This is a genomic window from Bacillus sp. FJAT-22090 (assembly GCF_001278755.1).
Taxonomy (GTDB): domain Bacteria; phylum Bacillota; class Bacilli; order Bacillales_A; family Planococcaceae; genus Psychrobacillus.
This window is the reverse complement of the sequence record NZ_CP012601.1, coordinates 2436842-2462212: the sequence shown is the minus strand read 5'-3', so window position 1 is coordinate 2462212 and position 25371 is coordinate 2436842. Positions and strand designations below refer to the sequence as shown.

At 38.1% G+C, this 25371-nt stretch carries 24 protein-coding genes; 20 read left to right on the top strand and 4 right to left on the bottom strand.

What is annotated here, in order from left to right:
* Window positions 1–48: 48 nt before the first annotated feature.
* From AM499_RS12310 to AM499_RS12300, 3 genes are all read right to left on the bottom strand, one after another.
* Window positions 49–2763 carry a DEAD/DEAH box helicase gene (locus tag AM499_RS12310; protein ID WP_053590496.1) on the bottom strand — a complete coding sequence of 905 codons (2715 nt, stop codon included), beginning with the start codon at window positions 2761–2763 and terminating at the stop codon, window positions 49–51.
* Complete coding sequence (locus AM499_RS12305; RefSeq protein ID WP_053590495.1) at window positions 2760–4340, bottom strand: hypothetical protein; 1581 nt, start codon at window positions 4338–4340, stop codon at window positions 2760–2762. The genes AM499_RS12310 and AM499_RS12305 overlap by 4 nt, the downstream gene beginning before the upstream one ends.
* A gap of 665 nt (window positions 4341–5005) precedes the next feature.
* A complete protein-coding gene (locus AM499_RS12300; protein WP_053590494.1) occupies window positions 5006–5398 on the bottom strand; it encodes a helix-turn-helix domain-containing protein in 393 nt (130 codons plus the stop codon).
* A 187-nt stretch (window positions 5399–5585) separates the two neighbouring features.
* Here AM499_RS12300 and AM499_RS12295 point away from each other — a divergent pair, with 187 nt between their 5' ends.
* The 18 genes from AM499_RS12295 to AM499_RS12210 all read left to right on the top strand — a co-directional run bounded on the left by AM499_RS12295 (window position 5586) and on the right by AM499_RS12210 (window position 22932).
* Window positions 5586–5954 carry a hypothetical protein gene (locus AM499_RS12295; RefSeq protein ID WP_053590493.1) on the top strand — a complete coding sequence of 123 codons (369 nt, stop codon included), beginning with the start codon at window positions 5586–5588 and terminating at the stop codon, window positions 5952–5954.
* Between the two features lie 129 nt (window positions 5955–6083).
* Complete coding sequence (locus AM499_RS12290; RefSeq protein WP_053590492.1) at window positions 6084–6539, top strand: hypothetical protein; 456 nt, start codon at window positions 6084–6086, stop codon at window positions 6537–6539.
* 439 nt (window positions 6540–6978) lie between these two features.
* Window positions 6979–7794: a flagellin N-terminal helical domain-containing protein gene (locus AM499_RS12285; RefSeq protein ID WP_053590491.1), complete on the top strand. Its 816-nt coding sequence runs from the start codon at window positions 6979–6981 to the stop codon at window positions 7792–7794.
* A gap of 343 nt (window positions 7795–8137) precedes the next feature.
* The gene (locus AM499_RS12280; RefSeq protein WP_053590490.1) at window positions 8138–9520 is read left to right on the top strand and encodes a S41 family peptidase; all 1383 of its coding nucleotides are present in this window, start codon (window positions 8138–8140) and stop codon (window positions 9518–9520) included.
* Between the two features lie 15 nt (window positions 9521–9535).
* Window positions 9536–10213: a hypothetical protein gene (locus tag AM499_RS12275; RefSeq protein ID WP_053590489.1), complete on the top strand. Its 678-nt coding sequence runs from the start codon at window positions 9536–9538 to the stop codon at window positions 10211–10213.
* Window positions 10210–11469 (top strand): efflux RND transporter periplasmic adaptor subunit, encoded by a 1260-nt coding sequence (locus tag AM499_RS12270; protein WP_053590488.1) that lies wholly within the window; start codon window positions 10210–10212, stop codon window positions 11467–11469. The genes AM499_RS12275 and AM499_RS12270 overlap by 4 nt, the downstream gene beginning before the upstream one ends.
* Before the next feature lie 264 nt (window positions 11470–11733).
* Entirely contained in the window at window positions 11734–11994 is a 261-nt protein-coding gene (locus AM499_RS12265) for a YhdT family protein (protein WP_053590487.1), read from the top strand.
* Window positions 11991–13436: a sodium/pantothenate symporter gene (panF, locus tag AM499_RS12260; RefSeq protein WP_053590486.1), complete on the top strand. Its 1446-nt coding sequence runs from the start codon at window positions 11991–11993 to the stop codon at window positions 13434–13436. Before AM499_RS12265 ends, panF begins: the two co-directional genes overlap by 4 nt.
* Window positions 13437–13451: 15 nt before the next feature.
* Entirely contained in the window at window positions 13452–14381 is a 930-nt protein-coding gene (locus AM499_RS12255) for a DMT family transporter (protein ID WP_053590485.1), read from the top strand.
* Between the two features lie 180 nt (window positions 14382–14561).
* Entirely contained in the window at window positions 14562–15260 is a 699-nt protein-coding gene (locus tag AM499_RS21695) for a hypothetical protein (RefSeq protein WP_053590484.1), read from the top strand.
* Between the two features lie 382 nt (window positions 15261–15642).
* On the top strand, window positions 15643–16401 hold the full coding sequence (gene sigI / locus AM499_RS12245) for an RNA polymerase sigma-I factor (RefSeq protein WP_053590483.1): 759 nt from the start codon (window positions 15643–15645) through the stop codon (window positions 16399–16401).
* Entirely contained in the window at window positions 16401–17462 is a 1062-nt protein-coding gene (locus AM499_RS12240; protein ID WP_156316799.1) for an anti-sigma factor domain-containing protein, read from the top strand. Before sigI ends, AM499_RS12240 begins: the two co-directional genes overlap by 1 nt.
* A 216-nt stretch (window positions 17463–17678) precedes the next feature.
* Window positions 17679–18713 carry an N-acetyl-gamma-glutamyl-phosphate reductase gene (gene argC, locus AM499_RS12235; protein ID WP_053590481.1) on the top strand — a complete coding sequence of 345 codons (1035 nt, stop codon included), beginning with the start codon at window positions 17679–17681 and terminating at the stop codon, window positions 18711–18713.
* Window positions 18714–18758: 45 nt separating this feature from the next.
* Window positions 18759–19985, top strand: a complete 1227-nt coding sequence (gene argJ, locus AM499_RS12230) for a bifunctional glutamate N-acetyltransferase/amino-acid acetyltransferase ArgJ (protein ID WP_053590480.1) — start codon at window positions 18759–18761, stop codon at window positions 19983–19985.
* On the top strand, window positions 19948–20727 hold the full coding sequence (gene argB, locus AM499_RS22040) for an acetylglutamate kinase (protein WP_053590479.1): 780 nt from the start codon (window positions 19948–19950) through the stop codon (window positions 20725–20727). The genes argJ and argB overlap by 38 nt, the downstream gene beginning before the upstream one ends.
* The gene (locus AM499_RS12220; RefSeq protein WP_053590478.1) at window positions 20724–21848 is read left to right on the top strand and encodes an acetylornithine transaminase; all 1125 of its coding nucleotides are present in this window, start codon (window positions 20724–20726) and stop codon (window positions 21846–21848) included. Before argB ends, AM499_RS12220 begins: the two co-directional genes overlap by 4 nt.
* 232 nt (window positions 21849–22080) lie before the next feature.
* The gene (locus AM499_RS12215; protein ID WP_053590477.1) at window positions 22081–22536 is read left to right on the top strand and encodes an SRPBCC family protein; all 456 of its coding nucleotides are present in this window, start codon (window positions 22081–22083) and stop codon (window positions 22534–22536) included.
* A 15-nt stretch (window positions 22537–22551) separates the two neighbouring features.
* A complete protein-coding gene (locus AM499_RS12210; protein WP_053590476.1) occupies window positions 22552–22932 on the top strand; it encodes a DUF1761 domain-containing protein in 381 nt (126 codons plus the stop codon).
* A gap of 85 nt (window positions 22933–23017) precedes the next feature.
* Here the strand turns inward: AM499_RS12210 and AM499_RS12205 are convergent, their stop codons facing one another.
* Window positions 23018–23572 carry a helix-turn-helix domain-containing protein gene (locus AM499_RS12205; protein WP_053590475.1) on the bottom strand — a complete coding sequence of 185 codons (555 nt, stop codon included), beginning with the start codon at window positions 23570–23572 and terminating at the stop codon, window positions 23018–23020.
* Window positions 23573–23839: 267 nt separating this feature from the next.
* Here AM499_RS12205 and AM499_RS12200 point away from each other — a divergent pair, with 267 nt between their 5' ends.
* Both AM499_RS12200 and AM499_RS12195 read left to right on the top strand, forming a co-directional pair.
* A complete protein-coding gene (locus AM499_RS12200; RefSeq protein ID WP_053590474.1) occupies window positions 23840–24667 on the top strand; it encodes a transporter substrate-binding domain-containing protein in 828 nt (275 codons plus the stop codon).
* Between the two features lie 31 nt (window positions 24668–24698).
* On the top strand, window positions 24699–25355 hold the full coding sequence (locus AM499_RS12195) for an amino acid ABC transporter permease (protein ID WP_053590473.1): 657 nt from the start codon (window positions 24699–24701) through the stop codon (window positions 25353–25355).
* Window positions 25356–25371: the final 16 nt, after the last annotated feature.

Below are 25371 nucleotides of genomic sequence, written 5' to 3'. Positions count from 1 at the left end.
AGAAAAACCTGACCGAAGAAGCACGGTCAGGTTTTAGTTTCTGTAGGATTAGATCGATAAAGTCAAAAGATCCTTTAGATCGGTGTCGGACATTTCGGTAATCCATTGGCTAGAATGAATCAATTCTTCCGATAATGCTTGTTTTTCAACAAGAAGTTTGTCTATTTTTTCTTCAATTGTACCGATTGTAATAAATTTATGCACATGAACAAAGTTCGTTTGTCCGATACGGTAAGCACGGTCAGTTGCTTGATTTTCAACAGCCGGATTCCACCAGCGATCGGCGTGCAATACATGGCTTGCTGCGGTTAAATTTAATCCAGTTCCACCTGCTTTTAATGATAAAAGAAAGACTGGAAACTCTTTAGCTTGGAACGCTTCAACAAGATGGTCACGTTGATTTTTTGGCATACTGCCTGTTAAGAACGGAGCATCAATATCATATAGCTCTGTCAGGCAATGCTGCAACAAGTGGCCCATTCCAATATATTGAGTAAAGATTAAACACTGCTCTCCACTAGCGGCGATTTCTCCCGCCATTGTCACAATACGTGCAAGTTTTTCGGAACGATCGAGCATATCTTCTGCATCATCAAATGGCTCTTTTAAATAAAGGGCAGGATGATTACATAGCTGTTTAAGCTTGCTTAGCATTTTCAATATAAGTCCTTTTTTCTCAAAGCCGCTGAGCGTATCAAGTTTACTAACCGTTTCTTGTATAAGCGATTCATATAGAGCAGCCTGCTCAGTAGTTAACGCACAATATTCCCGTTGCTCCAGTTTTTCAGGCAAGTTAAGAAGTAATTCAGGATCTTGCTTCGTTCTTCTTAGTAAGAACGGTTGGATTTTTACACGTAACTTATGCTTAATGGATTCTGAATTATCGCGCTCAATCGGTACAATATAATTTTCTTGGAACTTACGGAAAGAGCCTAAGTACCCTTTATGAATAAAATCGAAAATAGACCAAAGCTCAGACAATCTATTCTCAACAGGTGTTCCAGTTAGCGCAATATGGTGTGCACCATTCAGTTTACGAATGGCACGTGATTGTTTTGTATGCATGTTTTTAATATTTTGAGCCTCATCCAGTGTGACACTAGCCCACACGATTTCTTCCAAAGACTCAATATCTTGCATAGCAGTACCAAAAGTCGTGATGACAACATCCGCTGTCATATCAATTTCTTTCGTACGGCCAGATCCATAATGTGTCTGTACTTTTAAAGATGGTGCAAACTTTGCAAGCTCTTTTTGCCAGTTTCCAAGGACAGATGTAGGGCAGATGATAAGAGACGGAGTTGGCTGTTCATCCTTTTCATGTACATGCAATAAGTATGAGATTAGCTGTACTGTTTTCCCAAGTCCCATATCATCGGCCAAACAAGCTCCGAATTTATCGTTTCGCATAAACACTAGCCAGTCAAGACCAAGCTGTTGGTAAGGACGCAATGTTGTCAACAAATTTGGCGAGATCGGGATTTCAGGAAATCCTTTTTTCTCTGATAACTGATCCATCAATGATTTCAGAGACTTTTGCATTTCAAATTCGAATAAAGGATCTTCATTTGACTGATCATTATCATCATCTAATGCAAGTGCAATTTCTTCGGGAATCTCTCGGAATAAAAGCTCTTTAACCGTCCAGTTTTCATCCTCCGATTTCTTCATGAGTTCTCTGATTTCATGCATCCATGCTGCATCAATACGGAACCATTCATTGCCTGCTTGAATATAAGAACGATTTTCATTCACTAGCGTTTGAAAATCCTCTGCAGATATTTCCTGCCCATTTAAAGAAAAGCTCCAGTTAAATTTTAGGATCTCATCGAGACCAGCAGCCGTTTTGTAAGTATTTGCTGTTTGAGCAATGGTTTTTACACGCATTTTTGTTTCTTTCACTGCTTTCAACCAAGCCGGAAGGATAACCTCGAATCCAAGCGCCTGTAATTTCACTAGGTCATCTCTAAGGAAGACACGTACTTCCTCATCTGCCAATGGGGAAGAAAAGAATATGTTTAAGTTAGATGGGTCAATAGAAGATATGAGCGAGAAAATTTTAGCTTGTGTCTCTGCAATATATTCACTAAAAGTATTCCATTTATCTGGTAAAGCATCCTTAATTGGCAAAGTTTTTTTCCGAAAGGAAGGTGTCCAATACACACTGCTCTTTTTGCCACGAACTACTGTTTCCAACAACCATGTGTCATCAAATTCATCTGGTTCAGATAACCGTATAGCCACCATTAAGCTTGGATGAGTAGCCTGTGATTTAATTGGCCATCCACCTTGCTGGAAGAAAGGAACAAGCGATGGGACATCTTCCATTGTCAGTCCTGCTTGAAAAAGCTTTTGTTTGACAGCATTTGCAATAAGTATTTTTCCTTTTTCCTCGAGAGGTGCATTTACTTCAATGTTAACTCCATCAATATTAAGCTGGCTCCATAAATCAGGAGATGACCAAGTAGTTGCCGCTTCTTTAAAAGTTCGAAGCCACTCATTAGAATCATGATTATCACCTGTAAACGTTATAAAAGGATGGGCTTTCCCTGAGAAAATCTCCATCATTTCAACAGGAGTTGCAATCAGAGCATTCTCTTCGATTTGTGCCTGCAGTCCAAAAAAACTTTGGCGATGATTGATATATAAGGAAGGAACCCATTGTTCAGCTGATGTACCAATAGATATTAAGCGGAAGTTCCCGTTTTCTGTCACATTTATTTTCAAGGGCAGCTCTTTTGTAATAGATAAAGGTTGTATCATAATGGCAAATTTCCTTTCTCTATTTCTTGTTGTAATGCACGTAGACGGCGATATTTTTCCCGGATAGTATCTACATATTGATTCCAATAATCCGTGTCATTTGTTTTTTTCGCAATTTGCTTCATTTTCTTCCAAATTCGTACGGCTTGTTTATAGCTATAGCGGTTTTTTTCCAATAGAAAGCGCATCGCATAATGATGATAGAGCGGTAATAATACTTCAGGTGCCTCTTCTTTGACGATAGGAAGACCACAAGCTTCGGCATACTCCAGTGACGAATTAGCAGAATGATGGAGAGCCATCCAGTCCTGGTAACGTCTTTCTTTGATTAATAAATTTGAATACGCCTGAACTCCATATAAGCCAAATGATTGGTATAGTTTCTCCATTTCATTTGTGTCTAATTGAATGGCATCAAAAAGCAATTCCAATCTACGAATTAACATCACTCTTGATGGATTTTGGGCAAATTCATTTAAATAAGAAGGTATGTGTGACAATAACTTTCGAGCAAGCTGGTTAGCAAGTTCTTTATTGGAAGAATGAAGTGCCTTCTCGCAAACTTCGACCCATTCCAACAGCTGTACTGTCTCCATTTGTTCAGCAGCATTTACTAAATCGTCCATTCGAGACAATGTGAGATAAAAATAGGGAAGTACCATATTTAGATGAATATCATCTTCTGTTTTATCGAGTGCCTGCAAATAAGCTACTTCCTTTTCACGAGTAGCCTTATCTGTCACTAGGGCATCCCAAAAAGACAAATAGACATGCTTTCGATAACTCAACAGTGTTTCCATCTCAAAATAGAAATGGCGAACTCGCTTCATTAATTCGTCGTAAAATGAATCCGCAGCAAATAGTCTTGGCTTTGAAGCAAGCTGAGATAGTGAGTCATCTAAATCCTCTATATATTCGTTCAGAAAATGAAGCACACGATTTCGCATATTGGACTCTGCAAATGGTTCTAAATACGGCCAAACCTTCATTAAGACGACAAAGTTAACATATACATCGAAAATTGGCTGCCATTCCCGTTCAAAAGGCCGAGATTTGCGAATTTGCGTCTGTAAATCATGAACCGCGAACTCTAAAAGATAAAAGCTATTCGGTGGATAACTGGAAATAAATTTACGGAAAAAGTTCTCAATCAGAATATCCCAGCTTCTTGGACTTCGCTCGTCTCTCAGTAGCTTCAATTGTGCCTGATCCGTAGTAGAACGCCAATTAGAAATCCATGTCGATAATGACTCATTTTGCTGATACAAATAAAAAACTGCCGCTACAATATGCCGACATGGCTTATGCATGGGACACGGACAGTGAAAAGTATCTTCTAAAATATTGTAAGAGACCTCTAAACTGCTGACATCTCTCACGATAAAATCCACCCGGTGTTCTTGTGGATAAAAATTCGTTACAAGCACAGCATTGTTACGAACAAAAAAAGCAGCACGACGAATAAGCTCCTCATCCTCTAAAATGGCAGGATGAAACTTCTTCTCAAACGTCTGCATGGACTTCTCGATATTTTCTTTATAATGGTTTGCTAGTTTTTGGGAAGAAGTAAGGTTCAAACAAATCTCTCCTAAGAAAAAAGGCTTTCCTTCCATTATACGTATAAACCGTCATTAATAAAAGGCATAGCTCGAAACCTTGGCAAAAAGATGAGTGAATGGCCAAAAAAGAAGGGGAACTTAAATGACCAGTAAATGTCAGAAAGAGACCATTACCTTTGGAAGCGAGACCAAATTGACGCAAACCGAGACCAATTCAGCTTGGACCGAGACAAATTAAGTGCTAGGCGAGACTATTTCTTATAGTAAAGAGTTAACTTCATGTAATGAAGAAAATTACTTTAATTAGACATTATTTGTCAGAACGAGACTATTTCCACTAGAAGCGAGACCAAATTATCGCTAACCGCGACAAATCCCGCTTGGACCGAGACTAATTGAGTGCTAGGCGAGACTATTTCTCATAGTAAAGAGTTAACTTCATGTAATGAAAAATATACTTTAATTAGGAATTGTCAGAAAGAGACCATTTCCACTGGAAGCGAGACCAAATTGTCGCTAAACGAGACTAATCCAGCTTAGACCGAGACAAATTAAGTGCTAACCGAGACCAATCTAACTAGAACCAAGACTATTTTTCAAACATAGGTCAGTATCATATCTAAACAAAAAAAGCGTATGCTGTTTAATATTCCACAATTTTTGCAGAATAAGTAGCATAAGCTTTAATTATTTTTTATAGCTTCAGTTAAAAGTTTCTTCGCTTCTTTCTTGTCTAAAGCATTTAATTTAGACATAAAAAGTCGAAACTCTTTTGAATTCATAATGTATGGCATGTATTCATTTTGTAGAGCAGCAGCATAACGCATCTTGTTTTCTCTTGCCTCTAAGCCAGGATTTCTACTTTTACCAAGTTTGTCTTCCAGCATATCTATAAATTTTTCCTTAGGAATAGCATAAACTCTTCGAATGTCTGGCAATAAATCGAGGGGAATCGCCAATTTACCTAATTCATATTTAGATAAAACGGAATGATCAATGCCTAAACGCTCAGCTGCTTCGATTTGTGTGATTTCTAATTGTTCCCGATATTCACGAATATGTTCATGAAAAGGCATTCGAGTACCCCCTTATCATTGAACCTAGAATATCTAATTAATGAAAGTGAAATATAAAAATCGCCAAATTGGCGATATTAATAAAACAATCCAATTAATAAGGTATAAAGATAACATACATCCTATTACAATGATGTAAATATTAGGTATTAATACAATAAGAAAGGAAGTGAGTGGTGTAAATAAAATGCAGTTTTATATACCTTCATTGCTTGATTTTCTAGATCATGAGCGACAACAGTGGTTGGAAGAAGTAAAAATAGTCGGTGTTAAAACAAGTAATATTAAGTATTTTATTGGTTATCCTACTCAAGAAATGACACGTATTGAACAGATAGTAGCAGATGATTTTACAATTTATGATTTGCATTTAAACTTCAAAACTAAAATACTCTCCTTTTACTTAGAAAGCGAAGAAATGCCACAAGAATCAGTCATCCTTCAAAAAGTGTTTCAAACATTTGCTGTACGCTACAATGAAAGAAAAGTAGGCTACTTACTATATGGTTCTGGAAGAAATAGACCACAGTCAGCTAAGGTTTTATCATTGAAATAATATAAGGAAGTAAGAAGTGCGAATACATAATAATGTGTTCGCTTTTTAGCGTTTTGCACTACACGTAAATCATAAAATATGATAAACTAATATAAGTCAGAAAATTCTAAACATGAGGGAGGGGATGAAATGTTACTAGTACAGTTAATGAAACCATTTTATACAAAGCACGAGGCTGGAAGAATAAAATTAGTGTTTGCCTATCAATATTTTTCCATTCGAAAAGAAGATGAACTATTTCACTTTATACCTGTAGAAGGAAAAGAAATAATAGTAAATGCTACGACGCTGCAAGTAGAGAATTTATCCGAAGTATTCGTTTTCCAAAAAGGAAACCGATTCATTCGTCTTCCACTTTACCAACTATTACTTGTTTCTGATATTCATATCCACTTACTGTCAATAATTGAGGCAACTAATAATGACTCTGTCTCGACTTCAATAGAAGGTGCTGAAGAAATCATCCAGCAACTAGAACAAGAAAACTATAATAGAATGATTGATTACTCTTTACTCCATAGAAACGAAGCATTATTCCATGAAATCCAAGAATTAAAGAACACTGATGGAGGATGCCACCTTTGAACCTAATAGCCAAATAAAAAACACCTAACGAAAAAAGTAAATTTTCGATAGGTGTTTTTATGTATTCAAAAAGTTAAAAGGAAGTAAAAAAGTAGAGAATTAATACGAAAGCGCTCGAACCAAATAATCCAAACAAAATATCCCCCCAGCTTAAACCTATGAATTTGTCGTTTTTCATGTCATTTGTCCTCCATATTTGTAGATTTCCCGGGAAATATCACTAAAGTATAAATGCAAAAAAATAATATAAATATAACTTTCCATAGTTTACCCATAATAGTTAAATATAATCATCAAAACACAACAATATTTCTGGTTTATTACAGGGTTGTTACTGGTGCCTGGCACCCGTAACAACTCTGTAATAAATTCACTAGAAAACTTGAAAATATTTGGAAGAAGACGATATATACAAAAAGGATCCTTGGGGGATGATCAGATGTTTGGAATGTGGAATTCTACTGGGTTGTCGATAATAAGAAACATGAACGCCCAGTGGGCAATTGCAAATAAGTCCATGGAGCGAATAACTTCTGGATACCGTATTAATCGTGCTGCAGATGATCCTGCAGGTCTAGCTATATCCGAGAAAATGAGAGCGCAGATTCGTGGACTCGGACAAGCAGCAAGAAATATTCAAGATGGGATATCACTTGTTCAAACAGCAGAAGGTGCGTTAAATGAAACCCACTCCATCTTACAAAGAATGCGAGAGCTTAGTGTCCAAGCTGCAAATGATACGCTAACAGACAATGATCGAGAACAACTAGGCATCGAATTTGAGGAATTAAAAAAAGAAATTACTAGAATATCTACAGATACCGAATTTAATACGAAAAAGCTACTCGATGGCTCTCAAAGTTCATTAAAAATTCAAGCAGGAGCAAATGCAGGACAACACATCGAGCTAACTTTTGGAAATATGGGAGCGGTAAGCATAGGGGGTAATGATCTTTCGATTTCAACAAGAGAAAAAGCAGATGAAGCGATTGGAGAACTAGATAAAGCGATTAATAAAGTGTCTAGTGAACGTTCGCGCATGGGTGCATATACGAATCGACTGGAACATGCATATAATAACGCGGTAAATATGGAAGAAAATCTAACAGCAGCAGAGTCTCGTATACGAGATGCCGACATCGCAAAAGAAATGATGGCGTTAACAAAAGCTAATATCTTAATGCAAGCAGGCCAATATGTGCTAAGACTCCACATGCAACAAGCCCAATCTATCTTGCAACTATTAAAACAATAGACCAGCCCACTTCTAAGCAAAAGCTAAAATCATATAACACACTCAACAATCGTGAAGAGCTAATCGTTCACGATTGTTTTTATTTTATAGGATACATAGGATTTTTAAGGCACATGAATTATTACAGGGATGTTACTGGTGCCAGGCACCAGTAACATCCCTGTCACCAACAGCAACTCCGTAATAAAACCTAGTAATTTGGGATATGTTGTATTTTGTGCACTTCCATTGAGTGGTTTTTTCATATTGTATATTTTTTCGTAATATATCTGTAATAAATTTACGGCAGAATGGAAGATTTTCGGTTATGATAGGTTTATAAGCTTTAAAAGGGGGAAATGGAATGAAGAGGTTTTCTGGTTTTGCAATTATTCTATTAATTTTTAGTATATTGGTTGCTCCAGTTTCCGCTTTTGGTGCTCCACTTGATGAAGTGAAGCAAATTGTGCGTGAGGATTATAAGGGAGAAGTTCCGACTAATCTGCAAAGCGCCACTTCGATTGATGACATTATGAATCAATTGGATCCTTATTCTACATATTTTACAAAGGAAGAATACGAAAAGTACACAAACTCCATCAACAATACGACAACTGGAATAGGTGTTGTTATTGAAGAGCATGAAAAAGGGATTCAGGTTGTTAGCACGTTTGATGGTGGAGCAGCTGATGGTGCTGATATTGTATCGGGAGACATTATTTTAGAGGTGAACGGTACTTCTACTGAAAAAATGTCTATACAGCAAGCCTCATCGCTCATTACAGGTAAAGAAGGAACGAAGGTTCAATTAACCGTTTTAAAAGAAACGAATAAAAAAGAATCGTATACGTTAACACGCAAAAAATTCCATGTACCTGTTGTGACAAAGAAGTTGCTTTATGGAAACACAGGCTATATCGCAATTAATTCATTCTCCGAAAATGGGGCAAAACTCGTTCAAGATGCAAAGAATGCATTGCAAAAGCAGGGTGCTACTTCATTTATTCTTGACTTAACAAATAATGGCGGGGGGTATGTGCCTACTGCTGAGGAACTTATTGGTTTATTCCCAAATAGCCCTCACGCGTATTATCTTGAAACGAGAGGTCCTTCTGGGCTTGTGGAATCTGTAAAGCATGCGTCCTTATTTCCTAAAAATACAAAGGTTCTTGTAAATGGCTATAGCGCAAGTGCTTCTGAAATGACGGCAGCCGCTTTACTGGACCAAAAATCTGCAAAACTTTATGGTCAAAAAACGTATGGAAAAGGAACGATGCAGACATTTTATGAGTTGTCAGATGGATCATTCTTGAAGTTGACAGTAGCATCTTTTACTGGACCAAAAGGAACAATTATCAATAAAACAGGTGTCACTCCAAATGTTGTGACGGAAGCAGGAAAGGAGCTTTCCCAAGCGCATTTAGACACAATTTTAGAAACAAATAAAACGTATAAAAAAATTCGTACGCTTTCGAACATACCAGCAACAAAAGAATTTACAGTTACCTTTTCGAAAGAAATAAAAGACAATAAGGACCAAAAGAATATTGAGTTAGTAAAGCTTGGTGAAACCAACGGCGTGCCTATAACGATTAAACAAAAATCATCCAAGCAGTTCGTTGTAAAACCAAATGCACCATTAGATAAAGGAGCAGCATACTTACTACTCATCCATCCTAATTTTCAACCGAAAAATGGGACAGCGATGAAAAACGGTGCTTATGTGGAAGTAACTGTTCAACCATAGAGGGGGAACAATGGAATGTTTTTTGAATTTCGATTTTGGAAATATCTTTTCAACAGAAATGAATTAATTGATTCGCTAAAGACTAATACAATGCGTAGCTTTGAGAAGCGAGTATGGTTTATCGCACTTTTAGGTGTTCTCCTGTTCGCTCTTCAAGATATATGGGGAATGAATACAGAAGCACTTACCTCCATTTTCGCGAATGGATATGAGGACACTTATTCGGTAGCGAGAATAGTCTCCTTGATCGGTGTACTCATTTGGGCAATCTTATATATGGCATTTCATTTTTTTGGAATTGCCTTTCTCTTACATAAAATAACTAGCATTGATTTATCTAAAGTGGCGGTATTGCAACTATTTGTTGTCGCTTTACTATTAATCGAAAAAGCCTTAAACTTTTTCATTTATGCTATAGTTGGCTATACAACCGAATTTTCAATTTTGTCTTTTGGACCACTGGCAGCAACGTTTTTAGATAATGAATTTTTCATTCATTTCTTTAATTATTTAACGTTAATCACTGGACTGATCATTGCGATTCAGTTTCATTTTCTGCGTTCGTTCACAGAAATGTCGACTCGTAAACTATTAATCATTTTAATAGTTGTCCAAACCGTACTTGCTCTCGTTTCAGCAGGATTTCATGTAATCCCATTTGAAACTTGGTTTGAAGGGGGGCAATCTGTATGAATAAGGGATTTACTATAGGTATAGCAATTGTTGTCTCTACATTTATTGCTGCAAATGCCATTCTTTTATTCTCAGAAAAAAGCCAATTGGCTAGAAGCTATTATATAGAAGAATACGACAGAGCTCAGGCGAATACGTATGCGCAAGAGATAGAAAAGGAATCGCTAGTAGTTCCGGCGAAAGAAACAGTTGTTACAATTGAAGCAGAGGCAGTTAGTGATTTCAAAATTGCGGAAGGGGATATTGTCCAACAAGGGGCAGAACTTGCGCAATTAAAAACAGAATCTGCCGATAACCAGCGTTCACTTTGGGAAGCAGAGCAGCAAGCATATATGCAGGAGCAGTCACAGCTTCAACAAATTATAAGCTCACTTGAATCGGAACGTGCAGGATCGGACGCCACTTCCTATGGCGAAGGCTCCACAACAGGCACGACGACCGATGACGTGATTGACGTCAATGTCCAAGTAGATGTGAATGTTCCGCAAGATGGTAATTACGCACAAGCAATCGCTGAAGCGGAGCAAAAACTTGCGGAAGTTGATCGCAAACTACAAATTGTCACAACGCAGCTTAGTCAAGAAACAGGCGATCTCTCATTACTTAGTCCGATTGATGGAAGTGTTGCGAGCATTGAAGAGCGAGACGGTCTTTATTTCATTCGTATATATTCAAATGAAAAGTCGGTACTCACATTCGCCAATGAAGAAGAATGGCACGAGATCATGGAAGGCCAAAAAGTAATGAACTACTCCACACATCGAGAAGGTGCGGCGGATGGTAGTTTACTTACGAAGTCAGTAGTGCCTGCCAACAAGTCAGAATGGCTAAAAGCATACAAACAATTAGACAATAAAACTAAAGAACCACTATACGAAGTAAAAATTCAATTAAATGAGCAGCCTGAAGAATTGCCATTTGCCGCAAACATCAATTCCGTCATCACAACAGATGAAGTGGAAAACGCGGTGCAAGTAAAGTCAAAATGGCTACTAAACAGAGCAGAACAAAAAGCTGAAATATACACATTAACAAACAGTGGTCGTATCGTGCGCACTCCAGTAACAGTACCATTTGACTTAAAACAATATGCTATTCTTTCAGAAGGGTTAGAGAACAACACGGTAATACTGAATGCGAACCTAAAACGAGATGACTCAACCGCATTCCTACCATTCCCTATTGACCTTCCAACATGGAATAGCATTAAAGCAGTCGGCTGGAAAGACTACATCAGATACTTGACCTATAAATAAGAAATGTAAGATGACAAGTACTTTGTGACAAGTGCCTGGCACCCAAACATTCATGTTAGTTCAAACAATCGCGAAAGTTTCAACTTTCGTGATTGTTTTATTTTTCACGTTATTCACGTTTATCGTGTTTGTTTGGGTGCCTGGCACCAGTAACACTGTTGTAATATTTAGAAAGTCTAAGTTTCTGGTATTAACTTGTTAACAAGTTAATTTAACTTCGCTATACTGAAGTAATGAATTGAAATGATAGGGGTGGATGGAAAGATGGATCCTCGTTTTAAAATTGCACATCGGGAAGCGCTAATTGGGGTTGGACTTGCGATTGCTCATTTTATATGGTGGTTTGGTTTTGCTTATGGGCTTGGATCACGACCGGTAGAAGAGTATGCTTACATTCTTGGTTTTCCGGATTGGTTTTTCTATAGTTGTATTGTAGGTTTTATTCTCATATGTGTGACGGTTATTGTTTTGGCGAAATTTGTTTTGAAGGATGTTTCGTTTGAAGAAGAGGAGGAAGAGCTGTGAATATAGGCGTTATTATCCCTCTTGTTATTTTTCTCGCAATTATTTTTATCATCGGATTTTGGTCTAGTAAAAAGCTGGAATCCTCTACTGGGGGATTCTTGCAGGAGTACTTTTTAGGTGGACGAGAGCTTGGCGGCTTTGTTCTGGCAATGACGATGGTTGCAACGTATGGAAGTGCTTCAAGTTTTCTTGGTGGGCCAGGAACAGCATATACGATGGGGTTTGGTTGGGTTTTGCTTGCGATGACCCAAGTAGTGACGGGTTACTTTGTTTTACTTATTTTAGGGAAGAAGTTTGCAATTTTAGCTCGACGATATAATGCCATCACGTTAATTGATTTCCTAAAGGTTCGTTATAACAGCACAGCTGTTGTGTTGCTTGCAGCAATTAGTATGATCATCTTTTTATTTTCAGCGATGACGGCACAATGGGTCGGTGGTGGTCGCTTAATCGAATCTTTGACGGGTATGAAATATACAACTGCCTTATTTATTTTTGCAGTGTCCGTATTAGTTTATGTAGTAATCGGAGGTTTCCGCGCAGTTGCGGTAACTGATGCTGTGCAAGGTGGAGTGATGGTAATTGGCACGTTGATTTTATTGATTGCCGTTATAATTGCTGGCGGCGGCGTGCCAAATATTATTCAGGACCTGCTTGCTGAAAATCCAAACCTGGTAACGCCATACGGCAATGAAGGGAACTTATCCGCAGCGTATGTGTCCTCCTTTTGGATACTTGTCGGAGTAGGAGTTGTTGGACTTCCGCAAATGGCAGTACGTGCAATGTCCTATAAAAACACTCGCTCTATGCACAGAGCACTTGTAATCGGAACGGTTGTTACTGGTTTTATTATGCTAAACATGCATTTAATCGGTATTTTTTCACGCACTATTTTACCGGGCGTAGAAGTTCCAGATACGGTGATTCCACTTGTGGCACTAAAGGTCCTTCCTGCTTGGCTTGCAGGGATTGTACTTGCTGCACCACTTGCCGCGATTATGTCGACAGTTGACTCTCTTCTTATACTAGTGAGTTCTTCTATTGTAAAGGATGTTTATATTAACTATCTGAATCCGAATGCAAACGAGAAAATGGTCAAAAATCTAAGCTTTGGGGTGACGACTCTATTAGGGTCTGTTGTATTTTTATTAGCATTGAATCCTCCTGACTTACTTATTTTCTTAAACCTTTTTGCGTTTGGTGGGTTAGAAGCAGCCTTTATTTGGCCAGTCGTCCTTGGACTTTATTGGTCTTATGGCAATAAATACGGAGCGGTAGCATCCATGATCACCGGAATTGTTTCATATATTGCTTTGCATTTTTACAATCAATCAAACGGCAATCTATTCGGTGTGCATACGGTCGTCGTGCCAGTTACCTTATCGCTACTTGCATATGTCGTTTGTAGTTTATTAATAAAGAGAACAAAATACCAATTTTAAAAAGGAGTTCCTCAAATGAAGCAATGGAATATATATTTAATGCTCGTGTTCGTCATGTTCGTTTGGGGAGCAAACCTACCGATACTTAAATATCTAGTAACAGTAGTGCCCCCAGTTACCCTAACGGCTTTTCGAATTTTAACAGCCGGTCTAGTAGTACTGGTCATTTTATGGAAAATGAATCTCCTACGAATGCCAACGAAACAAGAATGGAAGTATATATTATTAGGGGCTCTCTCCAATGTCGTGCTCCATCATTATTTTTTGAACATGGGGCTTGCGATTACAAGTGGGACCCATGGAGGTCTAATCTTAGGAACGGGTCCAATGCTTACCGCCATTTCAGGTGCGATTATATTAAAGTACTTCCCATCACGTTTTCAGTGGCTTGGCCTCTTACTTGGTTTATCTGGGGTGACGGTTTCCATCCTAGTAGGAGGAGGAGAGTCCAGCGGAGCCAACCTTGGTGATTTCTATGTGTTCCTCGCAATTTTAGCGCAAGTGCTGAGCTATATGATCGTAAGCAAAGCAGCGAGAACACTTGACCCAAGATTGCTCACTGCCTATATGCTACTAATCGGAGCAGTTGTGTTAATCGTTATCAGCTTAGTGCAAGAACCAAGAGGAATCTACACATTTGCTGAAACAAAACCTCTTTTTTGGGTTCTATTTTTAGCATCTGCCGTACTATCGACAGCCATTGGGCATCTCATGTACAACTACGCAGTAGGTAAAGCAGGAGCAACAAAATCGGCGATATTTATGAATTTAAATCCATTATTCTCTTTGATTCTATCTGCCATCTTCTTAGGTGAAATACTAAACTATCGCCATTTCATCGGGCTCTTCCTAATCGTAGCAGGTGTCATGCTAGGATCTGGAGCAGCCGAAGACATGTGGAAAAAACATAAAAAGAAAAAAATGCAACAACCTAAAAGCAGTTAAAACCGCTTCCTTACTATATACTCCTTGAATATATTACAGATGTGTTACTGGTGCCTGGCACCAGTAACACATCTGTAATATTATTTTTTTGTCTTCACCCCCACAAGTTATGAATTTATTACGAATAATATAGTGTCCGAGCATAGTACGGGACAAAATTCTATCCGAGGTGATTCTATAATGCAGATGAAATGGAAGAAAACAAGCGCAGCTTTATTAGTTGCAACATTGACGGTAACAGGATCAGGTTATGCATGGGCAAATGAAAATTTGTTCGACACTGTAAATTTGAGTAAATTGAACTCTGATTCTACAGAGGAAAAAACAGAAGTTACAACAGAAGATACTGTTAAACCAGTAGTAACAACTCCTTCAACAGATGATACAAAAACTGAAGATGAAACAAAACCAGAAAGTGAATTCCCTGAAATTCCTGAAGGTTACACGGCTGGAAATCTAGCAGCACTTGCAAAAGCATATGAAAATGCTGGAAGTGAAACTGCTAAAGCATCAATTTTACGTAATGCTGAAAGAGCAATCGCTAAATTTGAGGCTGCACAAAAAGAAGCTGAAGAGCCTACAGTAGAAGAACCAAAAACTGAAGAGCCAAAAACAGAGGAACCTAAAACTGAAGAACCAGTTGAAGAAAAACCTGTAACAGTTGAACCTACACCAGTAGTAGAAAAACCAGTAGCTGAAAAACCTGTTGTAGAAGAACCTGCAAAGGAATCTGCAAAAGAACAAAGCAAAGCTCTTAAAGCTGAGCAAAAAGAAGAGCGTAAAGCACTTCAAGCAGAGCATAAAGAAGAAAGAAAAGCTTTAAAAGAAGAACAAAAAGCTGAAAAACAAGAAAATAAAAAAAATAAAGAAGACAAATAAATCCTCTTTATCGATACACTATTTTAATTTTATTTAACCCAGTTCTTTAGATGAAGTAAAAACGTGTAGATACGTATGATTTCGTCTATTATTTAAGGGAAACAAAACAATGCAAAGAGGAGGTTCCTAAGAGCCTCCTTTTTGTTTAATATATTATTTTCAATCAATATATTAAAAACTCTACATAAAACTTATCCTCTAGCCACCCCCACAAATGTATCTTGACGAACGAATAATATAGTACTAGAGCAATAATAAACTAACATCGCTAGTACTATAATAATGACGAAGATTGAACTATTTATAGTTTAACCGCTTTTCATTCTCCAATCAGCCAGTTACAATGATAGGCTAAGGGAAAGATGAGAACGGGAGGGTATGTATGCTTTTGTCCATTATTCACGGGATTTTTAAAACGAAAACAAAACAAAAACAAATAACGACTGAACTTGCTCAAATGGCAAAAGCAGGGAATGAGGAGGTTTTAAATGACCTTCTTTTTGCCTTTACCCCATTTATGAAAAAAACCGCATCCTTTGTTTGTAAACGATCAATTGATGAACATGACGAAGAATTTAGTATAGCTATGAATGGATTCCATGAAGCGATCATGAGTTTTAATCCTAGTGAAAATGCATCGTTGCAAACTTATGCACACTTAATTATAAAGAGACGTATCATTGATTTTATTCGCAAAGAATCTGTCCGAAAAGAGAAAGTTCTATTAATACATGCATCAAAAGAAGAAGCGGCAACGGAGCACCAATTGTTATTCGACGCTCAAGCGCTTGATTCCTATTCAAAAGAACAGCAGGCAGAAGCAAGAAGAGAAGAAATTTCTCGCTATACTAAACTACTCGCAGAATTCGGGTTATCATTTGAAGATTTAGCAAAAGTTGCTCCAAAGCATGAGGATGCGAGAAAAACAGCATTTCAAACCGCACAAATTATCGCTGAGACAGAAGAATTCTATGAATTTCTTATAAAATATAAAAGATTACCACTGAAAGAAATGGAAGAAATCGTCGAGGTCTCACGAAAAACTTTAGAACGGCATAGAAAATACATAATAGCAGTTGCTTTACTGTTAAAAAGTGACTTTGAATATATAAAAGAGTATGTAAAAGGAGAAATCATATGATGCGCACTTATAAAGGCATTGTTTGCGAAAAGAAAACTAAATATATGATTTTTCTAACGAAGGAAGGTAAATTTCTTCGAGGTGTTCCCATCATTTCGAATCCTGAGATTGGACAAGAAGTTGAATTCCGTTTAATGGGGGTAACTACTCTTAGTAGGAAATGGACAAAACCTTCTTTTCTCGCTCCAGTTATTGTCGCAGCAATGTTTCTTCTATTTGTGATAGCATCCTTTATCCCAAACCCAGGAACAGCACTAGCTTATGTTCAATTGGATGCAAACAATTCAGTAGAATTAGGTGTTGATCAAGAGGGATTAGTCGTGACGCTTCGGTCGCTAAACGATACAGCTCCTATCATGCTCGAAGACTGGGAGGGGAACCAAGTGGACATCGTATTGTCAAACATAGTAAAGCAACTAAGTCCCCTTGCAAAAGAAATAGCAATAACAACTATATACGAAAATAATAAAGAATCATCTGATATGAAAGAAATTATAGAAGTAGCAGTTGAAGAAGTACAAAGCGAGCACACCGACAAAGAATGGATAGTTAATGAAAGTACCATTGAAGAACGTAAAGAAGCTGACAAACACGACAAATCCATTCAAAAGTTAAAAGAAGTTGAGAAGGAAAATAAAATAAAAGATAATCTTAGAAACAATGGTATTCCAGTAAACCAGGAGAGTAATATGCAAAAGATACCATCCAGCAACAACCAAAACAAAATAGATGAACAATCCAATAAAGATAAACAACAAGAGCAACAAGAAAAAATTGAACAAAAACAGCAAGAGCAACAAGAAAAAATTAAACAACAACAAGAAATGATAAAAGAAAAGCAGGATATACAAAAAGAAAAGCTGCCGGAACAAAAAGGAAATCAACAAAATAGTAACGGTAAACCTACCGAAAACCAAGCAAAAGTAATGAATAAAGAAAAAGAAAAACAGCAAAAAGATGCAGAAAAAACACAAAAAGAAAATGAAAAATCCCAAAACGATCAAGAAAAAAACAATAAAGGCAATGGTAATGGTAACAATAACGGAAATGGAAACAACTAAACGACAAAGGAGCGAATCCCTCAATTCGCTCCTTTTTCTATGGGAAAAATGTGTTACAGAGGTGTTACTGGTGCCTGGCACCAGTAACACCTCTGTAATATTATTCCCCTCATATTCATAAATCTATAAAATAATCAAAAAAATTATAAAAATACGATTGACTTTATATTTATGCAGTATTATAATAGATTCTAACTTACTGAAGAGGTGAAGAAAATGAAGGTTGGAATTATTGGTGCAACTGGCTATGGTGGGCTTGAGTTAATTAGATTTCTGCATACACATCCTGAAATAGGGACACTGGATTTGTTCACTTCTTCAGATGAAGGAAACGTGTTTTCGAATAAATATACACATTTGTTGAATATTCATGACCAGCCATTATTAAAAATAGAGCCTGATAGATTAAAAGAGTATGATGTGATTTTTACGAGCACTCCCTCAGGGGTATCGAGCGAGTTACTTCCATCATTAATAGATGAAGGTCCAAAGCTCATTGATTTATCTGGTGACTTCCGTCTGAAGGATACAAAGCAATATGAGCAATGGTATAAAAAAATACCAGCTCCTATTGAAGCTATTAAGAAAAGTGTATATGGTCTGACGGAATGGAACGAAACAAACATTCAGCAAGCTGATATAGTTGCTAACCCAGGATGCTATCCGACAGCGGTTTTACTCTCATTACTTCCTCTCTTGAAAGAAAACCTGATCGATGTAAAACATCTTATTATCGATGCGAAGAGTGGAATATCTGGAGCGGGTAACAAGCCGGGGCAAATGACACATTACAGTGAAACGAATGAAAATACTGCCATATACAAATTACATCAACACCAACATATCCCGGAAATCGAGCAAGCAATAAGCCTCTTTGCCAATCAAAATTCAACAATCACGTTCACTACTCATCTAGTACCGATGACAAGAGGAATTCTTTCAACAAGCTATGCTCCCGTAAACGAAGGTGCAACAGAAAAACAACTAATCGACACATTAGAAGAAACTTACGCAAACCATCCTTTCGTTCGAATAATAAAAGAAACTAACAAATTCGGAACAAATCAAGTATATGGCTCCAATTTCTGCGACATTCACGTCAAGGTTGATCCGCGTACAAACCGCGCGACCGTAGTATCGGTTATCGACAATCTGGTCAAAGGAGCTGCTGGTCAAGCGATTCAAAACATGAACGTTCAATTTAACTTCGATCAAACAACTGGCCTCAAGCACGTCCCATTATTCATTTAACATTAATTAGTTCAGCGTAAACGCTGATTAGGAGGAATAAAATAAATGGCTATAACCACCATGGCAATGAAACGTATTTCATATAAAAATATAGCATCACCAAAAGGATTTAAAGCGACTGGCATTCACTGCGGCCTTAAGCATAAGAAAAAAGACCTTGCTCTGCTAGTCAGCGAGGTTCCAGCAAGCGTTGCGGGTGTATTCACAACGAATGCTATTAAAGCGGCGCCACTACTTGTTACAAAAGATGTGGTGTACCAAACAGGTAAAATGCAAGCAATCATCGTCAATGCCGGTAATGCCAACGCATGCACAGGCAAGCAAGGAATGGCAGATGCCTATACAATGCAAAAACTAACTGCCGAAAAGCTAGGGATCGATCTGAATCTAGTTGGAGTTGCATCAACAGGCGTCATCGGAGAACTGATGAAAATGGATCCGGTAACAGAAGGAATCAAACAATTGGATCCAGTAGATGAGTTAGAAGGGGCAATGTCCTTCTCTCAAGCAATCATGACGACAGACACCGTTACGAAAAACACTTCCTATCAAACAATGATTGATGGAAAAGAAGTGATTGTCGCTGGAACTGCAAAAGGCTCCGGTATGATTGAACCTAACATGGCGACGATGCTTGGTTTCATTACAACGGATGCAAACATTGAATCCGAACATTTGCAATCAGCACTAAAATCGATTACAGACGTGACGTTCAATGCTATTACTGTCGATGGCGATACATCGACTAATGACATGGTAATCGTCATGGCAAACGGAATGGCAGAAAACGAAACACTTACTCCAGAACATCCTGATTGGGAAAACTTCGTGCAAACCTTACACATCGTGTCCCAAGAATTGGCGAAAATGATTGCAAAAGATGGAGAAGGTGCAACAAAACTGATTGAAGTAGAAGTAAAGGGAGCAATTACTGATGCAGAAGCTCGCAAAATAGCTAAAACAGTTGTCGGTTCGCCACTTGTGAAAACAGCTGTGTTCGGAAACGACGCGAACTGGGGACGAATAATCGCAGCAGTTGGCTATAGTGGAGCTACCCTGGATCCTAACGCAATCACGATTCATATTGGGACTTCAAAAGTTGTAGAAAACGGTGAACCTGTCGCTTTCTCAGAGGATGACTTGATCGTCTATTTAAAACAACCAGAAGTAAAAATCTTCGTGGACATACATCAAGGCGATGGCCAAGGAACTGCATGGGGGTGCGATTTGACATATGACTACGTCCAAATCAACGCAACCTATCGCTCCTAAACGCATCGTCATCAAACTCGGTGGAAGCATGCTGGAGGGGTTAAATGAAAACTTCTTCACCAATTTCAAAAAGCTCCAAGCTGCTGGCAATGAGATAATCATCGTCCACGGCGGAGGCCCTGCAATTAATAAAGAACTCGCAAAAAACAAAATAACGTCAACCACTATAAACGGCATTCGAGTCACATCTGAAGAAGCAATCGGAATTGTCCAGTCGACCCTAGTCGGTCAAGTCAATCCAACACTTGTTCATCAGTTGAATAAAAGCGGGATTGTAGCAATTGGTTTAAGCGGATATGATGGCAATTTATTAGAATGTACGCTATTAGACAAAGAAACTTACGGCTTTGTCGGAGAAATAAATAATGTAAATTGCTCAGTGCTAGAAACACTACTAGCAAACAGCATCACACCAGTGATCTCGAGCATAGGCAGCACCGAGAATGGCACACCACTCAACATTAATGCTGATACAGTAGCAAATAAAGTAGCACTCGCAATAAAAGCGGAAAGTTTACAACTCGTAACAGATACACCTGGCATTAAAATTGATGGAGAAGTGCAACAAGTTGTAACTTCCACTGCAATTGCGGAATGGATCGCATCAGGAGAAATCTACGGAGGAATGATTCCAAAAGTGACTGCAGCACTCGATTGTTTATCTGCAGGCATTCCTTCCGTTCAAATTGTCGGGGAGCAACTAGAAGGAACGACCATTTTACATCAGGAGGTACTAGTGTGAGTTCTTTATTTCAAAATTATGCACGTCGACCAGTTCACTTAGTGCAAGGAAAAGGGACACTTATCGTAGATGATACAGGCAAAGAGTATCTCGATTTTACTAGTGGCATCGCAGTGCTAAGTCTCGGTCATGCACACCCAGCGATTGTTGAAGCAATTCAACAACAAAGTGAAAAACTATGGCATACTTCGAATTTATTCGAAAGTCCTGGACAGGAACAGCTAGCTGCTACCTTAGTAAAAGATACGCATTTAGCACACGCATTTTTCTGTAACAGTGGAGCCGAAGCGAATGAAGCGGCAATTAAGCTTGCTCGCAAACATACAGGAAAACACGTTATCATCACATTCGAAAAATCATTCCATGGACGTACATTTGGTGCAATGTCTGCTACTGGCCAAGACAAAGTTCGAAATGGATTCGGACCTTTGCTGGATACTTTCCGAACCGTACCGTTCAATGACATCGAGCAACTGGAGTCGGCTATCGACGACAAAGTAGCGGCGATCATGCTTGAAGTGATCCAAGGGGAGGGTGGAGTTAACCAAGTAACGCCTGAATTCGCTCAAGTAATCGCTGACATTTGCAAATCCAAAGGAATATTATTAATAATCGACGAAGTGCAAACAGGCATCGGTCGCACAGGAACTCGCTATGCATTTGAGCAAACTGTACTCAAGCCTGACATTATGACGTTAGCAAAAGGACTCGGAGGAGGCTTTCCAATCGGAGCAATGCTCGGAACGAGTGCTTTACATGACTCTTTCGGCCCTGGAACACATGGTACAACATTCGGCGGCAACCCATTAGCAGTAGCAGTAGCGCAAACGGTGCTAGACAATGTTTTTACTTCAAAATTTTTAAATGAAGTCAATGAAAAATCTAGCTACTTTTTGGCTAAACTAAAAGTAGCGCTACCTGAATACCCAATAGTGGGATCGGGATTATTGCTCGGTATCGTATGCAAAGAGGAAGCGGTACCATATATAGCTCAAGCTGAAAAAGCTGGACTACTTTTAGTAGCAGCAGGACCAAACGTCATTCGACTCTTGCCACCACTTACCGTTTCATCGGAAGAAATTGACCAAGCGGTAAATATACTTTCTTCTATACTAAAATAATACACCTTGAATTAAAGCGCTCTGCGAACCGCTATTCACAAACTAGGACCTGCCAATTTGGCAGGTCCTTTAATTTACCTAAAATATGGTTGAACGAGACAAACTTCACAATGAACACGACAAACAACCTCGCGAACGCGACAAACCTATTGCTTCAACAAATTTCTATGATACACTTTAGGAAAATCGCACCAAATCTTATACACTACTACTTTAGAAACGGGGTAAACAAATGCTAACTTGGAAAAAAGAAATCATCATCCCTGCACCAATCGAGACTGTATGGAATCTCTTTCAGTTAGAAAACATCCAGAGAATTATGCCAAATATAGTGGAACACAAACCTTTAGAAATAAAAGAAGGAGTTGTAGGCTCCACTTATGAACAAACATACAAAGAAGGAAAAAGAACCGAAACTTACATCGTGACGGACATAGAGCACGAAAACACGGACCAAAAAAAACACAACAAAATTGAATTTACACTTGCGAAAACCTTTAAAATTCAAGCTGCTTATACACTCATCAAAGTAGATGAACAATCCACAAGATTTATATATACAGGGCAAAATGAAGGAATTAACCTCATGGGGAAAACGTTTATTAAATTAGGTCCAAAGAAAAGCAATGATAAAGTAGTAGACGGATTTGTGGAATTGGTTCGTACAGAAGCATTGAAAGATTTATAAACTAGGAGGAGTATCATGTCTATTGATTGGAGTAATTTAAACTATGTAGCTATCATTATTGGCGGGCTTTTATATATGATCTATGGAACAATCTATTATTCGATTTTATTAGGAAATAAGAAAGAGCAACAAACAGAAGGCCCGTTAAAATACATTTATTCGGTCATCATTGCATTCATCAGTTCTATTTTAATGGCGATTCTTATAAACGCAACCGGTGCAGAAACGTTGCTTCAAGGAGCCCTAATTGGTTTCATAATTGGAGTTATCATCAAAATGGTTTATGTGAAAAATGCATTGTTTGGTTTGATTTCGAAAAAATCAACACTTATAGCAATTTGCGATCACCTTGTTATCTTTACATTACTGGGCGCTTTACATGGATGGTTGTCATAAATATCAAAAAGCTCTTTGATTCAATCAGAGAGCTTTTTTCTAACAAAAAAAGCCCCCGCCTAAGCGAGAAGCCTCCCATCCACCTTTAAAAACTATGCGTCATCGCCCAAATAGCCACGGCATTCTCATCCCCAACATTCGTAAACCTGTGCGGAAGTGAGCTGTCAAAATAAATACTATCACCTTCGTGAATCGTATGTATCTCACCTTCTACCTCAATACGTAAACTTCCAGTTAGCATAATTCCACATTCTTCGCCAGAATGATACAAAAGTGGAGTTTCTAAATCTTCTCCAGGCTCCACAATCATCTTGAAAAAACTCATCTGCTTACCAGAGCTTGGCGACAACAGTTCATAGCTCACATTGGGGCGTACACGTTTAATGTTCTTCGCTTCTCCTGCACGGGAAATCGTTACGGCGTTTGTTTCCTCTGTTTCAAAAAAAGAAAACACTGGTACGTTCAAGCTATGACTCAATTTCCAGAGGGTCTCAAGCGATGGGGACACCTGTCCGCGTTCTATTTGAGAAATCATGCTTTGACTTACTCCGGCAAGTTTCGCAAGCTCGTCCGATGTGAGTCCTTGCAATCTCCGTAAATATCTAATTCGTTTACCAACTTCTTCTTTTGGAAATTCCAAAAAAACACCCCTTTGAATAAATATTCAATTAGCAGAATAATTAAACATGCTAATCAATTTTGTAATAAAACACTAACAAACCTAATAAACTCTTAATATAAAGAATATATATATACTATTTTGCATCTTTCTTCCAATAGATGCAATAATAAAAATATTATACCAAATTATTTTTTATGTAGACACGTGAATATTAATAACTTATACTTTTAATAATTCAGTAGCTTAATAGGGGATCTGAAGAAAATATATATGGGGGTAAAAGTTATGAAAAAATGGTTAGCAGCACTACTTATGATTACCGTTTTAATTATCGCGGGATGTAGTAATGATTCAGGAGGCGGAGTTTCAACAGAAAATTCGACAATTCAAAAGGCATTAAAAGACAAAAAATTAATTATTGGGATGTCACCAGGATATTTCCCATTCGATATGAAAGATCCGAATGGAGACTTCGTTGGGTATGACGTAGATACTGCGAACGCACTTGGAGCAGCACTTGGAAAAGATATTAAAGTTGAATACAAACAATTTACATTTGATGGTTTAATTCCAGCACTTCAAGCGGGAGAAGTAGACATGGTTTTTGCTGGTATGACTATTCGTGGGGATCGCGCTTTAGCAGTTAGCTTTTCAGACCCATACTTCCAAACTGGTCAAGCAGTTATGCTTCCTACATCGGATACAGCAACAAAAACTTGGCAAGAGCTTGATGTAAAAGGTAAAAAAATTGCTGTAGGTATCGGAACAACTGGAGCACTACTTGCAAAAGATGTATTTAAAAACGCTGAAGTATTAGATTTCGAAGAATTCCCATCAGCAGCAGCAGCAATGGCACAAGGTAAAGCAGATGCAGTAGTATATGATGAGCCTGCTATTGCAGTTTGGAAATTACAAAATGGAGACCAAGTTCGTCAATTAGAAGGTTTAATCTCATCTGAGAACTTAGGGATTGCTCTGAAGAAAAATGATTTTGAAACAGTTCAATGGGTTAACTCATTCCTAAACAGTTACATTGGAAGTCCTGCAGAACTAGCTTCTCGTAATAAATGGTTTGAAACGTCTGACTGGCTAAGTGAAGTTGTAGACGAATAGAACACTCTAGCAGCTTAGGGGAGGAACAGCTATGATATACGACTGGAGTGTTATACCGCGCAATATGGATGTCTTTATTGACGGTGCACTAAAAACATTAGAAATTTCCTTACTAGCAATTCTTATAGCTATACCGATAGGTATTTTATTTGGATTGGGACGTATCTCAAAAAATAAGATTATACAATTGATTTCTTCTATATATGTAGAAATTATTCGTGGGGTTCCACTGCTTGTATTACTTATGTGGATTTACTTTGTACTCGGACAATACTATAAACTTGGTTCATATTGGGGAGCGATCATCGGACTTGCAATATTTGCCGGTGCGTTTATCGCGGAAATCGTGCGCTCAGGGATTCAAGGTGTTCCAAGAGGACAGATGGAAGCAGCGCGTTCTCTTGGTATGTCCCATACAAAGGCAATGACACATATTATTTTGCCACAAGCATTTAGAAGAGTATTACCACCTTTAGCATCTCAATTTATTATGCTAATAAAAGACTCATCTCTTGTATCCGTAATAGCGGCAACAGACTTAACGCTTAACGCGAAAAACCTAGTGGCAACATCTTTCCGTTCTATTGAAGTGTGGACATTTGTTGCACTAATCTATTTCATCATGACATTCAGCTTATCATTAATCATTCGATATTTCGAAAAACGATTACTGAAGAGTGAAGCATAACGGTAGGGAGGGTGTA

Coding starts and splice junctions, on each gene's coding strand:
- AM499_RS12310 (WP_053590496.1), bottom strand. CDS start 2,763: ATGATACAACCTTTATCTATTACAAAAGAGCTGCCCTTGAAAATAAAT.
- AM499_RS12300 (WP_053590494.1), bottom strand. CDS start 5,398: ATGCCTTTTCATGAACATATTCGTGAATATCGGGAACAATTAGAAATC.
- AM499_RS12295 (WP_053590493.1), top strand. CDS start 5,586: ATGCAGTTTTATATACCTTCATTGCTTGATTTTCTAGATCATGAGCGA.
- AM499_RS12290 (WP_053590492.1), top strand. CDS start 6,084: ATGTTACTAGTACAGTTAATGAAACCATTTTATACAAAGCACGAGGCT.
- AM499_RS12285 (WP_053590491.1), top strand. CDS start 6,979: ATGTTTGGAATGTGGAATTCTACTGGGTTGTCGATAATAAGAAACATG.
- AM499_RS12280 (WP_053590490.1), top strand. CDS start 8,138: ATGAAGAGGTTTTCTGGTTTTGCAATTATTCTATTAATTTTTAGTATA.
- AM499_RS12275 (WP_053590489.1), top strand. CDS start 9,536: ATGTTTTTTGAATTTCGATTTTGGAAATATCTTTTCAACAGAAATGAA.
- AM499_RS12270 (WP_053590488.1), top strand. CDS start 10,210: ATGAATAAGGGATTTACTATAGGTATAGCAATTGTTGTCTCTACATTT.
- AM499_RS12265 (WP_053590487.1), top strand. CDS start 11,734: ATGGATCCTCGTTTTAAAATTGCACATCGGGAAGCGCTAATTGGGGTT.
- AM499_RS12255 (WP_053590485.1), top strand. CDS start 13,452: ATGAAGCAATGGAATATATATTTAATGCTCGTGTTCGTCATGTTCGTT.
- AM499_RS21695 (WP_053590484.1), top strand. CDS start 14,562: ATGCAGATGAAATGGAAGAAAACAAGCGCAGCTTTATTAGTTGCAACA.
- sigI (WP_053590483.1), top strand. CDS start 15,643: ATGCTTTTGTCCATTATTCACGGGATTTTTAAAACGAAAACAAAACAA.
- AM499_RS12240 (WP_156316799.1), top strand. CDS start 16,401: ATGCGCACTTATAAAGGCATTGTTTGCGAAAAGAAAACTAAATATATG.
- argC (WP_053590481.1), top strand. CDS start 17,679: ATGAAGGTTGGAATTATTGGTGCAACTGGCTATGGTGGGCTTGAGTTA.
- argJ (WP_053590480.1), top strand. CDS start 18,759: ATGGCTATAACCACCATGGCAATGAAACGTATTTCATATAAAAATATA.
- argB (WP_053590479.1), top strand. CDS start 19,948: ATGACTACGTCCAAATCAACGCAACCTATCGCTCCTAAACGCATCGTC.
- AM499_RS12215 (WP_053590477.1), top strand. CDS start 22,081: ATGCTAACTTGGAAAAAAGAAATCATCATCCCTGCACCAATCGAGACT.
- AM499_RS12210 (WP_053590476.1), top strand. CDS start 22,552: ATGTCTATTGATTGGAGTAATTTAAACTATGTAGCTATCATTATTGGC.
- AM499_RS12200 (WP_053590474.1), top strand. CDS start 23,840: ATGAAAAAATGGTTAGCAGCACTACTTATGATTACCGTTTTAATTATC.
- AM499_RS12195 (WP_053590473.1), top strand. CDS start 24,699: ATGATATACGACTGGAGTGTTATACCGCGCAATATGGATGTCTTTATT.